The sequence below is a fragment of the Clostridium sp. JNZ X4-2 genome (assembly GCF_054889485.1).
Genome location: NZ_CM142685.1, coordinates 420,438 through 435,018, shown reverse-complemented (window position 1 = coordinate 435,018; position 14,581 = coordinate 420,438). Strand labels below are relative to the sequence as shown.

Annotated in this window: 8 protein-coding genes; 1 reads left to right on the top strand and 7 read right to left on the bottom strand. The window is 35.7% G+C overall.

Annotated elements, in window-relative coordinates:
• Positions 1-4 precede the first annotated feature (4 nt).
• The 6 genes from ACYUJ6_RS02260 to ACYUJ6_RS02235 form a co-directional block, all read right to left on the bottom strand.
• Positions 5-454 (bottom strand): MarR family winged helix-turn-helix transcriptional regulator, encoded by a 450-nt coding sequence (locus ACYUJ6_RS02260; RefSeq protein WP_461844260.1) that lies wholly within the window; start codon positions 452-454, stop codon positions 5-7.
• Between the two features lie 172 nt (positions 455-626).
• Complete coding sequence (locus ACYUJ6_RS02255; protein ID WP_461844259.1) at positions 627-1,283, bottom strand: hypothetical protein; 657 nt, start codon at positions 1,281-1,283, stop codon at positions 627-629.
• Positions 1,284-1,426: 143 nt separating this feature from the next.
• Positions 1,427-6,244: a SpaA isopeptide-forming pilin-related protein gene (locus ACYUJ6_RS02250; RefSeq protein ID WP_461844258.1), complete on the bottom strand. Its 4,818-nt coding sequence runs from the start codon at positions 6,242-6,244 to the stop codon at positions 1,427-1,429.
• Between the two features lie 114 nt (positions 6,245-6,358).
• A complete protein-coding gene (locus ACYUJ6_RS02245; protein WP_461844257.1) occupies positions 6,359-6,964 on the bottom strand; it encodes an Ig-like domain-containing protein in 606 nt (201 codons plus the stop codon).
• A gap of 305 nt (positions 6,965-7,269) precedes the next feature.
• Positions 7,270-8,391 carry a response regulator gene (locus ACYUJ6_RS02240; RefSeq protein ID WP_461844256.1) on the bottom strand — a complete coding sequence of 374 codons (1,122 nt, stop codon included), beginning with the start codon at positions 8,389-8,391 and terminating at the stop codon, positions 7,270-7,272.
• 49 nt (positions 8,392-8,440) lie between these two features.
• Positions 8,441-11,497 carry a sensor histidine kinase gene (locus ACYUJ6_RS02235; RefSeq protein WP_461844255.1) on the bottom strand — a complete coding sequence of 1,019 codons (3,057 nt, stop codon included), beginning with the start codon at positions 11,495-11,497 and terminating at the stop codon, positions 8,441-8,443.
• Between the two features lie 314 nt (positions 11,498-11,811).
• Between ACYUJ6_RS02235 and ACYUJ6_RS02230 the strand changes: the two genes are divergently transcribed.
• Complete coding sequence (locus ACYUJ6_RS02230) at positions 11,812-12,408, top strand: class D sortase (protein WP_461844254.1); 597 nt, start codon at positions 11,812-11,814, stop codon at positions 12,406-12,408.
• A gap of 107 nt (positions 12,409-12,515) precedes the next feature.
• Here ACYUJ6_RS02230 and ACYUJ6_RS02225 read toward each other — a convergent pair whose 3' ends face one another.
• Positions 12,516-14,519, bottom strand: coding sequence for an oxidoreductase (locus ACYUJ6_RS02225; RefSeq protein WP_461844253.1), 2,004 nt, complete (start codon positions 14,517-14,519; stop codon positions 12,516-12,518).
• Between the last annotated feature and the right edge of the window lie 62 nt (positions 14,520-14,581).

Sequence of the window (14,581 nt, the reverse complement as noted above, 5' to 3'; positions counted from 1 at the left end):
TCTTTCACTCCTTGTTCATTTTTTGTCTATCCATTACTTCTTCCAATGTATCAAAACCTTTGTTTATTATATCTATTTCCTCCGGAGTTGCCATGTCCAGCATGGATTGAAATGTGTTTTCAACTTCTCCATGTTTGGTTTCAGCAATTTTCCTGAATTCAGAAGTAACCTCCACATAAACTATTCTTCTATCTTCTTTGCTTCTAACTCTCTTTACCGAACCCTGCCTTTCCAATCTATCAATAATTCCAGATACCGTACTATTGGATAAACTCATCTTTTCACTTAAATCACTTATTTTCATTTTTCCGTGATGAATTAAAGCAATGACAACAAACAGCTGCGGTCCAGTCAGATTAAAATTCTTAAAGCGCTGCCCCATAATCTTATGTGCATTTTTCATCACTCTTTTTATTGTTCTAAGTAATCTGATTCCATCTTCTACATCATTCATATCCTCTCTTCTTTCTAAATAAGTATATACTTCGTATAAATATATTTCGTACACAAAATATATTTTAGTTCAATATTTCAGTTTAGTCAAATATTTTTTTTACCAATAGAGGAATATATTAAAAAGGCATGGATTGTGGTAAAAGCAACTTAAATTTGCCACAACCCATACCTTATTTCCTACATTCTTTAATCAGTTTTAAATACTGGGTATCAGTCAAGCCATATTGAGAAAATTTGCTCAGCAAATTGCTTATCAAAACACTTTCCTCCAAATTGCCCTGTTGTCTTATATATTTGGTTATGGCGTTATCCTTTTTCAGATATTCCAGATAAAGTTCAACACCCTTCTTCAATGTACCCAGATAAATACTTTCAGGCATGAATCTGCATAACATAACCTGTTTATAGATCTGTAGATACCCCTGTGCATAAAATTCGAAACCATGAATTAGCTTGAAGTCCCGGCCTACCAGATTAAAACCCACCCTGCTGCCATAACTGTTCTGATCCAAATAGGCAAGAATTGTGAGAAGATTGATCTGACAGAACATGTCTTCATCAAACCACAGCACAACAGATGAAAATTCATTTTCAAATAATGGTTTCAAGGGTTTTAATGTAATCTCATTGTATTTATCCATACTTATATTATGAACATTACAGCGGCATTTATTAAATTCATGAGAAAAAATATGTTCTGTAACCTTACCTGAACACATTGCCTCATTAAAAGGCACATATATGCCGTCTTCATCAAGATGACTTTGTTTGAAATAATCATACATCATCTGCCCGTTTAAAATATTAAGTACAACATTTTCCTCCATAAATAATACCCTCCTCAGTATTGCAAATAATCACTTGATCAATTATTTATCCCGTTATTTTATAATTATGTATTTAATATAACATACAAAAAAGACAGTGCCCCCAATATTCCTGGAAACACCATCTTTTTTGTCACTTGATTTTATCTAGATGTTTTTTCTGATCTTTTACTTCTAATCATCATCCAAATTCCTGCAAGTATTGCCATGATTCCAACTGCCAGCAATACTGCAGTATCTACCATACTTCCTGTTTTAGGAAGGCTTTGTGATATACTGCCAGGAGTTCCTCCCTGTGGATTGCTTAAATCAGGAGTTCCACCTCCTGGATTATTTGGATTAGGTGTTCCACCTCCAGGATTGTTGGAATCAGGGGTTCCCCCACCCGGATTATTTGGATTAGGTGTTCCTCCCGGATTATTTGGACCCGGAGTTCCCTTTTCATCTACCACAGTAAACTGATAGGTTTTTAAAGAGTCAACCTGTACACTCAATGTATCCTGATTCAAATCATATCCAGCAGGTGCCCTGGTTTCTTTAATAGTGTAATTTCCGTAAACTACATTATCAAATCTGGCAATTCCATCCTGACCACTTACTGCTGAAGCCACTTTTACACCGCTGTTATACAATGTGAATTCTGCTCCGCTTAAAGCATTTCCGTTGGCATCGGTCTTCTTCACTTCAATTGCTGCTGCATTTTTAGTATCTTTCACAGTTCCAATGTCATAGGTCTTGCTCATATTTATCTCCACAGGAATTACCTGGGTGGAAAGAACATATCCTGCAGGAGCCACTGTTTCCTTAACAGTGTATTTGCCTGGCTGTACTTTGGTAAACTGGGCAGCTCCGCTGGCATCTGAAGTAGCAGTCTGAACCGGATTTCCGCTGGAATTATACAGTGTAAACACCGCTCCGCTCAAAGCATTTCCACCTTCATCGGTTTTCTTCAGGGTTATATTTCCCTGTATGGAACCTCCGCCGCCTGGTATCCTGGTATCGGAAAGACTGTAAATATCACTTTCAGTATCTCCTGCCGGTCGTGCATATACGGTGCTTCCATCTTCAGTTATATTTGCATCCAATACTTTAGATGAAAGGTAATACCCTGATGGTGGTGTGGTCTCTTTTATGGCATAACTTCCATATTCAATATTCCTAAAGGTCACAAGTCCGTCTGTAACAGCAGCACCTTCCACATCATCTGCTCCGCTGACTGCAGTTAAATCTTTGCCGTCAGCACCTTTAACCGCTGTAAGAGTTTTGCCATCTTCACCAATTTTGTAGAGTGTAAACACTGCACCTTTAAGAGGGTTGCCATTTTGATCTGTCTTCTTAAACTGTATATTTCCTCTTATTTTTGTGTCGGAAATAGTATTATTAGAAGATATAGGTGCACTATCAACAGTAATAACTGCATCCTGCCCGTTTTGTGTTATTTGTGTTAAGTCCGCCACTATATTCCCCTCATAAGGATTATAGTTGTCTGGTCTATTAGTTTCCACTATTTTGTAGATACCATATGGTACATTCTCAAATTTCACAACTCCACTGACATCACTTATCACAGGAGCTATAACATTACCTGATGAATCCACAGCTTTAGTAGCTCCATCTTCATCATAAAGTGTAAATTCTGCTCCTTTCAGTCCGGCTGCATCTGAATCTTCTCCTATTTTGGTAAATATTATATTACCTGTCATAATGTTATCAGTAACAGTATTATTATCTTCATCTAATTGCACAGACTTTCCATCCTGACTCATGGTTACAGTCAGCACTTTATCAGAAGGATTGTAGCCTGTTGGAGGAGTAATTTCCTTTATTTTGTAACCATATGCCACATCAGTGAACTTGACAATGCCATTCTCATCACTTGTTGCAGTTTGTATAGGATTTTCAAAGTCTGCATCATCATTCTTATAAAGCTTAAATACCGCCCCTTGAAGTGGATTCCCGTTTTGATCCTCTTTGGTGAATTGTACATCATTTCTGATCTTGCTATCAGATATAGTATTTTTATCAAGTACAACATTTCCACTGCCATCCACAGTTGCAGTTAAAGGATTTGAATTTATACTGTATCCTGTTGGTGCCTTGGTTTCTATTATCTTGTATCCATAAGGAACGTCACAGTTAAATGTCACTTTTCCATCCGAATCGCTGGTTGCAGTTATATTGCTACCATTTTCATCTTTAACCGGAGTAATACCATCAGGTTTATAAAGTGTAAATTCTGCTCCTGAAAGTACAGTTGAATCTGAATCTTCACCTGTCTTGGTGAATGTTACCTTTCCTGTCTTTCTGGTGTCTTCAAAATTATAAGTAATATCCTTCTGGGCTGAAGCATTGGAAATCTGGAAAGTATGAATTTCACTTGACAAATTATATCCTGTAGGTGCTTTTATTTCTTTGACGGAGTAATTGGTATCATATTTCAGCTTGTCAAACAACGCAGCACCATCAGCTCCTGTAGGAGCAGAAGTTTCCTTGACATTTCCATACTGGTCAAGAAGCTGGAATACTGCACCTGATAATTTTGTATCACCATCATCACTAACCTTTACAACATTAATGCTTCCGGTTTCTCCAGTGGCACCGCCGCCGCCTTGTGAAAACCAGACACCATTTTGGGTAGTAGTAGAATTTTCATCTACTCTGCTTCCCACAAATTCCACTGAATTTGTATAATCTCCTGTCTTGGTTACATTAGTCCTGAAGTTCAAAATAAAAGCCCCAGTTCCTGCATCCTGTGGAAATGTGAAATCAAATTCTCTGGTGTCAGGATTGTATTTTACATTATCAGCAGTAAGAGCAACTTTATCTCCCTGTGCAAGACTTCCATCAGCATTTACAGTAGCTTTGTACAATTCCACAGTGTCCGTGTCCAATGAAAGCCCATCCTGCAGCTTATCAGTTATAGTTGCACTGGTTATAGTTGTACCGGCTAAAGGAATACTCCAGTTGGCATTTGCCTTCACCGTCCAGTCGATATAGGAATTACCACTTGTATAGGTAGATTTTTTAGTAACTACTGAATTTTTAACAGTCTGTGTTCCTGTACTTGATGCATCTCCATCTGTAGGTATTTCATCCCCAGTAATAGATGCAGTATTATTTAATATTTTATTTCCGCTGGTATTGAAAATACTCAAATCAGTAAGCTTTGTCTTGAAGATTATAGTATAAGTTTTATTGATAGTACCGTTAAAAGTATAAATAACCTGATTATCCGATAATGTAGTAAATGAACCATTTGCACCATCATCTATACTTGCAGAACCAGCTACATACCGCTGCCCTTCTGGGATAACATCAGTAACCACTGCATTGGTTATGGGCATTGCATTCTTGTTCACTACAATTTTCCAGGTAATTTCTCTTGTGGAATAGTCATATCCCTCACCTGTTTTGGTGATTACATTACTGGTTACCTGCTGGGTTCCATTAGTGTCCTGATTTATACCATCGGCAGTCAAATTAACGGGATTACTGTAAATATCACTGTAATTTGCCCTATAGTGTGTAGGATCAGTTACCTGGGTTTGAAAGGTTATAGTATAGGTCTTACTAAAACCATTGTTGAACGTATAGACAACTTTTCCATCTGACAATGTAGTAAAAGAACCATTTGAGGTGTCATCTATACCAGCACTGCCTGCTACATAAGTTTGTCCAGCAGGAATGTTGTCTGTAACCACTGCACCGGCTGCAACATTTGTTTTATTGTCGTTCACAGTAATTGTCCAGGTAATGATACCTGTAGCAGCATTATACCTTGATCCGGTTTTCCGAATGATATTTGTTGGAACTCCAACGCCCTTACTGGCAGATGTTCCATCTGTAACTCCATCACCTGTTAATGCAGCAGTATTGTTGTAGGTCGGAGAATTATTACTATTATATACATTTTGATCCACAGAAGTTGAAAAAGTAATTACCTTCTTTTCAGTTATACTTCCTAAACTATAGGTAAAAAGCTGTCCTAACATTGTATAACTTGAACCAGCATTTCCATCTACTTTAACTGAAGCACCAATTAAAGTAAGACCTTCAGGAATTATATCAGTAACTACTGCATTGTCAATTACCCTTCCACTTTCATTTACGGTGATTGTCCAATCAATTTGCTTAGTTGAAGAATTATATGTTCCATCTTTACTGATCAACTTCACAGGTACATCAACAGTTTTCGTGTTGGAAATTATGGTTTGTGGAGTTCCGTTATCATTATATTTTAGAACGGCTTTATTACTATAAGGCCATCCATCTCCAGTACTTTGACCTTTAGTGGCCAAATCATCATGGATACTTGTCTTGAAAGTTATAACCTGTTGTGCAGTTATATCTCCAAAATTATAAATAAACTTTTTACTGCTGGAATCATAGCTATAATTCGAAGTATCCGCCGGAGAACCGTTAACTGTAACAGAACCTGGTACAAATACTTGTCCTGCATTTATGATATCCTCAACACTTGCACTCTTGACATTTACATTTTCCTTGTTTACCGTTAACTTCCATGTAATTTCATCTGTCGCCGCATCATAACCTTTATTCACTACATCTTTTGTAATAGACGGCTCGGGCTGCTCAAAATCAACATCAACTATAACAGGATCCGATATACCCGGAATAGTAAAAGTAATGGTCACCGGATTATTATTACCTATTTCACTTTCTTCAAAATGACAGTCAATATAAAAGTAACCACTTACATTGGAATGTGTACTTGGATAATCTGTAAACGTGAGTGTTACAAGCCCATTTTTATCCACATGCATATCCGCTACCTTTGTTCCATTATCATCATTTATTGGCTGATCAATAGGTGCTGCAATATGAATCTGAGCCGGCAGCTGCATTTTATAATAATCACCTGAATTGACATCTACTGAATTTGGAATGCTCCAGGTATAGTTAGCGTGAATTTCCGAATTTTTATCCACATCATTACCCAAATCGTTGCCACTTGCATCTTTTATACTGACACCTGTTATAAATGGAAATGAATTTGTAATATCAGTACCAGTAGTTGCATCGGCAGATGCTGAGACATCACTCGAAGAAACTGTCTATCCAATTGTACTTGGCTTGCCAGTATCCTCCGAAGCCGCATCCTCCTTGAAATTCACCGTCACAGGACTTTGTCCATCAATTTTAAAATCAATGGATGCAGAAGTTTCTGTTCCTATTTTATCCTCATTGAATCCGGCGGATATGGCAAAAGTACCGATTACATCAGAAGCAGAAGCTGCTGTATCATTAAAAGTAATCAATGCCTTCCCCGATGTATCCACATCCACACTTGCTATTATATTGCCAGTAGAATCTTTAATGTCCTCTGTCTGTTCACTTGAGATCTTGATTTGCTCAGGCAGCTGAATTTTATAGGTATCACCATTATTTACGGTTGTACCACCTGGAATGGAAAATGTATAATTTACGTTAACTGCCGAGCTTTTGTCCACATTTTCTGCTTTACTAATATCATTTCCCTCTTCATCCTTAAGGGTGACTCCAGTTATAAATTTAAGTGTATCTGTAAGATCTACAGAAGCTGATGGGCTTGAACCTTCATCTGCTTTGACACTTCCTATGGGGCCAAAGGATGAAAATATCTGCAGTACAAAAAGTATGGCCACTGCAATTGCTGAGATTTTTTTTCTTTTCTTTTTCATTTTATCCCCCCTTTATAATAAAATTAAATGGCCTTCACAAATAAGAGTATTTTAAATTTATGATTTTATAACCTGATTTTTTAAACCTATCCTGCAAATGCCATTGTATAAAGAAAAATCAATACTATTAAGTAATAATTTTTACTTTATAATTTTAATGATAATATATTTTTGTCACACATCTATCACAAAAAACTCACAAGTTTCTCACAATATATAAAAAACCTGATATAAAAGATTTTCGGCAAACTCCGAAAATCCATCAGAACCTTTAGGCATTAATTTTCAACTTTACAGATCCATTCCTATAATTTCACAAACAAATTTTTATAAAGCTCTACAGTGGATTTTTTAGGTGGTATGTGAAGCTCCCTTTTAAACAATGTATTTAACTTTTTATAATGGCTGACCAATCCTATCCTGTCTCCCATATAAAAATATACCTTCATAATCAGCTCATGAGCTATCTCATCAAAAGGATTCATTTCAATTGCCTTTTTTAAATATTCTTCTGATTTGTTGTAAAGTTTTACCTTCATATAATATTCAGCTATATTTTTAGCACTGGTGGAATAATATCTCCTGAGTTTTTCATTTAAATCTGCATCCCATAAATAATCTTCATTTCCAAATAATATTCCCTTATAAAGTGCTGAATTTTTTTCACAGGCGGTTATATTTTTCTCATTGACAACAGGATTATTTTCAATAAAATCTTCAAACCTCCAGCTGTCACAGTAAAATTCCTTTAAATTCATTCCGTATTTTCCGTTTTCATAATGCACTATATTCTCTATTCCCACACTTTTTAAAACAGTTTTCATCCTATATATGGAACTATGCAGATTATGTTCAGCTTTTTTAGGGGGTGAATCCGGCCAGAGTATATCACACAGCTGCCATTTATCCGTATCTTCACCCTTTTTATAAACAAAATATGAAAACAATTCCTGAACCTTTGCAGTAGACCACTTGATAATTTCATCTCCTGAACTGCCATATACCTTGAAACATCCTAAAATAAATATTTTGTTTTTCTTGTCATCCTTTGAGGTGGTTTCTTCTGTATGTTGATTTTTAAGCAGTCTATCTACAGTTGCATTTAAATCCTCTTCCGTAATTGGTTTCAAGATATAGTTTACCGCATTGACTTTAAAAGCTTCCAGTGCATATTTTTCATAGGCAGTTACAAAAACTATCTGTATATTTTCATTAAAGCTCTTTATTTTTCTTGAAAGTTCAAGTCCATTCATAAAAGGCATCTCTACATCCACAAAAACAACATCTGGTAAAAGTTTTGATGTACCCTTAAGAGCTTCTCTGGAATCAGTGAATTGTCCTACTATTTTCAGATGTTTATTTCTGCTTATAACCAATTTCATCAACTTCAAAATTGGTTTTTCATCTTCTACAATTACAGTTTTCATCAATTATTCCCCCATAAAATATTAAGCTATCAATGAAATGTTTCAGCAGCTAATCATAAGCTAAACTTTCAATAGATATAGTCACAACTGTTCCCTTTCCCGCAGTACTATATATTTCTATATTTCCTTTTCTTAATTTTTTAATCCTCCTGCTGATATTAGAAAATCCTATTCCGGTATTTCCACCCTCATTGTTTCTCAATTCCTTGAGTTTTTCCCGGGTCATGCCAATTCCATCGTCTCTAACTATAATATAAATTGTATGATTACTCCTTCGTACGGAAACATATACAGTTCCTCCACTGCTTTTTCCAAGTAATCCATGTTTAATGGAATTTTCCACCAGGGGCTGAATACAAAGTACAGGGACTTCCTCACCCATGAGGTCTTTCTGGATATCATATTCAACATTTATCTTGTCTTCAAAACGGGCCTTTTCTATCTCCACATAGGCATATACCATCTCGATTTCATGCCTTAAGGACACAGTCATGAGTTTATTGTCTACGTCAAAAGCCAACCTCAGGTATTTGCTGAAATTGGTAAGAAGTCTGGCTGCTTTTTCCCCGTCAGTATAGCAAAAAGAAATTATAGTGCTTATAGTATTGTACAAAAAATGAGGCTTTATCTGTGCCTGGAGAAAGGCCATTTCATTTTTCAGTACATCTTCCATGGATCTTTTCATTTGAATCAAGGTCTTGACTCTGGCAGTTATTTCCTTCTCTTCAAAAGGCTTGGTTATAAAATCATTTGCCCCTGCATCAAATCCAAGAAACAGATCATAATTTGTATCCTTTAAGGTGGATATAAGTATTGGAAGTTCAATAACCGAATATTTTTCTCTGATTTTTCTGCATACATCTATGCCTGAAATCCCCGGCATCATTACATCCAGAAGTACCAGATCAATTTTATTATCTTCTACTTTTTTCAATGCCTCTTCTCCCGACAGTGCAGTTAACACATTATACCCTTCCCTGTAAAATATATTAAGAGCCGTTTGAATATTGAATACTTCATCATCTACTACTAAAATTGTGCTTTGATATTTTTCATCTTTTACTGCATCAGAACAGTCTACTGAAGATATACTATCAAAATACTCTGTATTTTTTTTCTGTATTTTTTTATATAAACTGTTTTTTTCTTTTGAAACAGGCAGTGAGAACACAAAACGACTTCCCTTGTTTTCCTCTGACCAATCCAGATATATTTTTCCCTTCATAAGTTCAATTAATTGATAAGTTATATACAAGCCCAATCCAATTTTTTCTGAATTTAATGATTCATAGGGCTTGAAAATTGTGTCCCGCTTATTCTCAGGTATGCCGGATCCTGTATCTTCCACTGATACATAAACCATATCATCTTTACTTCTGCAGTCTATTTTTATTGTTCCTCTATCCATATTCTGGGCAGCATTGTCAATAAGATTAAATAAAACCTGCTTTACCCTGTTTTCATCCGCTTTTACCAATATGGACTTTTTTATATTATTGACAATTTTTATATTTCCTTTCTGCATTATGTATTTATAACTTTCCACCACTATATTGCTGCAGACTTTTATATCCACTGTGCATATGCTGGTTTTCAACTGTCCGTTTTTTAGAAGGGTTACATCCAGTGTATCTTTTACCACATTGCATAATTTTAATGCTATGTTCTTTATTATTATTATGTTCTTTATATTTTTATTTTTTAAATAAGCACCATTTTCTTTAATTATAGTTTCAGCTATATTGATAATTCCATACAGCGGCGCTCTGAGTTCATAAGATGTGCTGCTGATAAATTCATCTTTTACCCTGTCCATCTTTATAAGCTTTGCAGACATTCTTTCCATGTCTTTATAAGCCACGATAGACCTGTACGAAAAAATATTTACCAAAAGTATTACAAATCCGCAAATAGCCAGATCTCCCATGAATCTTTTATTTATCAAGTTCAAGGAACAGAGAAAATTATTTATCAGACAGATAGACAAATAGATGATTGCTTCCAAAAAAATAACGGTCTCCTCTTTTTTCCTGGAATCATATGCATTCATCTTAATTATGAACAATATTCTTGCAATAACTGTAAATAAAAATGCCGTAATAAAAGCAAACTGTGCCGCATTTAAATACATATATACAGCATATCCAGTTGTTAAAACCAAAGCTATGTAAAAGGAACTTAAAATATTAGTGAAGTTTATTATAAATTTTGGCAGTATATTTTTATCCAGTTCTTTTATAATTCCCATTAAAGACACTACAGTGAGAACAACAGATATCTCCTGGGTCTTACATAACAATTCAAAGGGCACTGCAGGAATCAATTGAGCAAATATTTTTTCCCCGCTTAAAAGCAAGTTAACTACAGCAGTTAGAAAATTTATCCCAAAATATAGGTAAACCTTCTTCTTTCGTACATGATATATATATATACTATATAGGGCCAATAGCAGCATTAATGTAATTGCAGACAATTCAATAGAACAATTCATAATAGTCCTAAGGTTAATATTTCTTTGCAGTCCAAAACATATTTTATACATTGTTCCTTTAAAGGGGTATCCAAAATTAGCACATTGAAGAATTATTTCAATTTTGCTTCCATTTATACCAAAATATGTATCATAAGGTGTTGTCCCTGCATAATATCCCCTGGCTTTTTCACCGGGGTTTCCACTTGATCCTCTCTCAATACCATTTACATACACCCTGCTGCTCATCCTAATATTTCCCAAACTTAGACCAAATACCCTGTCTGAAGGTCTTACCTTCATAACCAATCTATAGGTTCTTATACCTTCAGGTTCCATATATTTACTATTTCTATCATTCTGCCTGGTGGAAGTAAGTTTTATGTACCCTGTCAGCCTGGGTCTGACACTGCTTTTTTCAGTAAAATCTTCCGGGGTGAGCAGTTGATGATCATATAGTTCCCACTGTCCATCAAGATTTACAGTACCGTTTTTTGAAAAATTCCACTTTGAAAGATCCATCCTTCCATTAAGTGCAGGAGCAGGTTTTTCAGTTGAACTTATATCTGAAAATGATATAAAAAATGAAATTGCAAGCATACCCAAAACTATAATAAATCTCAATAGGTTTTTCATTAAATACTAGTACTCCTTTTGAATATTCAATAATTTCATCATTACTTAATACCATTTTATTACAAATAATATATATTTTTATTTTTTGTTCATACTTTTATTATATACTTTATAATGAAGTTAATCACTCATTTATAGTAAAAATACATTGACTAATTTATACTCAAGCATTAAAATATAGTACATAATATACCAATTATATTACTCAAAATTTTATCACATTAAATTTATTATTAACATTGATAATATTATTATTTTTTTAATACAATTATTGTTTTTATTTAGAATTTGAAATAATATTGGAGGAAAATCTATTGAAGAGAGTCAGAATAATAGGTCTCATATTTATACTCATAGGAATTTTAATACTTTTATATGCCTTTGGGGCCAAATATTGGACAAGGTATAAGCAGGATAATATGATAAAAAATTATGAGCAGAAAATTAAAAACACCAACCCTTTGAATAAAGGTTCAAAGGTGAGCAAAAAAAATTCAGACAAGGATTCAAAGACAGATTACGGTACAATAGGTATCCTCATCATACCAAAAATAGATTTAAAGGTTTCAATAGGTGAGGGAACCGATATGGCTACACTCAGATATGCAGTAGGGCACTTTAAAGGTACGGCCATGCCCGGTGAAAATGGAAATTTTGCCCTAGCAGGTCATAGGAGCTATACTTTTGGGCAATATTTCAACAGACTGGGAGAATTAAAAATAGGCGATGAAATAACCATAGAAACAATCAAAGGAAATTATAAATATAAGATATTCAACACCAAGGTGGTTCTTCCCCAGCAGGTAGAGGTGTTAAATGCAACAAAGGACTCAACCATGACACTTGTTACTTGTACACCTATCAGGGTTGCCACACACAGACTCATAATAAGTGCAAGGCTGGAAAAGTAATAACAATTGACAGCGGACAATGGGCAGTTGACTACCAGCTATTACTTATTTATCATATAAAATGTCTGCCTCAAAATAAATTTTGAGACAGGCATTGAATTCCGCAATCAGCAGTTGAGACCAATTTCATTTCCGCTCCATATTGCGTCCATTATATTAGCAGTCTGGTACGCATCGCCAACTATATATAAATCGGCCATTTTACCATTGAGTTTATCATACAATTCCCTGTCAGATTTAAATCCGATGGCAATTACAACAGTATCAGCAGGTACATTTTGCTTTTTAAATTCACTGTCAATTAGTACGGCACCGTCATCTGTTACCTCAAGCAGGGAATTTCCCGTAATAGTTTTTATATTGTACTTTTTTAGAAGATCAATAAGCATTATTTTGTTCATATGGGGAACTGCTTTGCCTGCTTTTAATATACCATCCCTGGCCTCAACAATTGTGACCTGCTTCCCCTGTTTTGCAAGGTAAAGGGCCGTTTCGCATCCAACAAGTCCGCCGCCGACCATAAGCACATTTTCTCCAGCTTGTTTCTTCCCATTTAAAATTTCAACTGCTGTTGTAACTTTATCTTTTTCTATACCGGGCAAATCAAGTTTAATATCTTTTGCGCCAGTTGCAATAATTACCACATCAGAATTTTCTTTTTGGACAATATCTTCTGTTACTTTTGTATTTAAAACTATTTTAATCTTAAGTTCTTTCATTTCATTTCTATACCAGTCAAGGAGCCTTCTGTCATCCAGTTTGAAATCAGGAACCGAACCTGGAATAACTTCCCCGCCAAGCTCCCCCTTATTTTCATATAGTGTAACTTTATGGCCTCTCATAGCTGCAATTCTGGCTGCCTCCATTCCAGCCATTCCTCCTCCTATAACCATCACTTTCTTTGGCTCTTGTACAGGCTTTATTTCATAATATCTTTCTCTTCCGGCAGCAGGATTTACTGTACAGCTCAATGGTTTTCCCTCAAACCCCCTTCCAAGACATCCTGTATGGCACCCAATACAGGGACGAATCCTTTCCGGATGATTTGCCAGAACTTTTTTAGGCCAGTATGCATCACAGAGAAGTGGTCTTGCAAGTCCGATCATATCTGCTGACCCATCATCAAGGGCTTTTTCAGCCACCTCTGGAATGCCAAGTTTACCTGCAACTATAACGGGAACTTTAACAACTTTTTTAAGTTCCCTGGTATATGGAAGATATAATCCATCTTTTTGATAAAGGGGCGGATGGGACCAGTACCATGCATCATATGTACCCAAGTCCGTATTGAGTTCATCATATCCTGCAGATTCAAGAATTTTTGCAGCTTCAAGTCCTTCTTCCAGATCACGGCCTTTTTCCACATACTCTTCATCTGGAAGTCCGCCCTGTCTCCAGTCCTTTATACAGCTTTTCACGCTGTATCTCAACCCTACAGGAAAACTGTCTCCCACTCTGGCCTTTATTCCCTGTACTATTTCTATTGGGAGCTGAAGCCTTCCCCTTAAATCCCCGCCATATTTGTCAGTTCTCCTATTGAATATGGAAAGTGTAAACTGATCAAGCAGGTACCCTTCATGTACTGCATGTATTTCAACGCCGTCAAACCCTGCTTGTTTTGCCACTTCAGCACCTTCAACAAATTTTGTAACTATCCATTCTACTTCTGAAGTAGTAAGTGCCCTGCAGGTAACAGTGGGATCCCAGTAATTTGGAATGTCTGAAGCAGAAACAGGCTGTGAGGTTAAGAGTGTGCCTGGTGCACCGCTTCTTCCAAAACCCATTGTAAGCTGTAGAAATATCTTTGCACCATAAGCATGAACTCTTTCTGTCATCTCCGCTGATGTCATTATAAATCTTCCAGGATTTATTGAAATAATCGGAATTACACCGGGTACAACTTTATCCAGCTCATTTTCAACTTTGGTGATACTGGTTATAATAAGACCCGTTCCCCCTTTCGCCCTTTCTACATAATAGTCTATGGCCCTTTGATTATAACATCCCTCATTGTCTACAAGGCCGAAGGCCCCCATAGGAGCCATTGATATTTTATTTTTTATTTCTATTTTGCCTATTTTAATAGGCTGAAATAAGGATCTACTTTCCATATTGGCCCTTTTACCTCCTATACACATTTTAATTTTATGTTTTCCTTTATTCAGTTTAAATA

Coding starts and splice junctions, on each gene's coding strand:
- ACYUJ6_RS02260 (WP_461844260.1), bottom strand. CDS start 454: ATGAATGATGTAGAAGATGGAATCAGATTACTTAGAACAATAAAAAGA.
- ACYUJ6_RS02255 (WP_461844259.1), bottom strand. CDS start 1,283: ATGGAGGAAAATGTTGTACTTAATATTTTAAACGGGCAGATGATGTAT.
- ACYUJ6_RS02245 (WP_461844257.1), bottom strand. CDS start 6,964: ATGAAAAAGAAAAGAAAAAAAATCTCAGCAATTGCAGTGGCCATACTT.
- ACYUJ6_RS02240 (WP_461844256.1), bottom strand. CDS start 8,391: ATGAAAACTGTAATTGTAGAAGATGAAAAACCAATTTTGAAGTTGATG.
- ACYUJ6_RS02235 (WP_461844255.1), bottom strand. CDS start 11,497: ATGAAAAACCTATTGAGATTTATTATAGTTTTGGGTATGCTTGCAATT.
- ACYUJ6_RS02225 (WP_461844253.1), bottom strand. CDS start 14,519: ATGGAAAGTAGATCCTTATTTCAGCCTATTAAAATAGGCAAAATAGAA.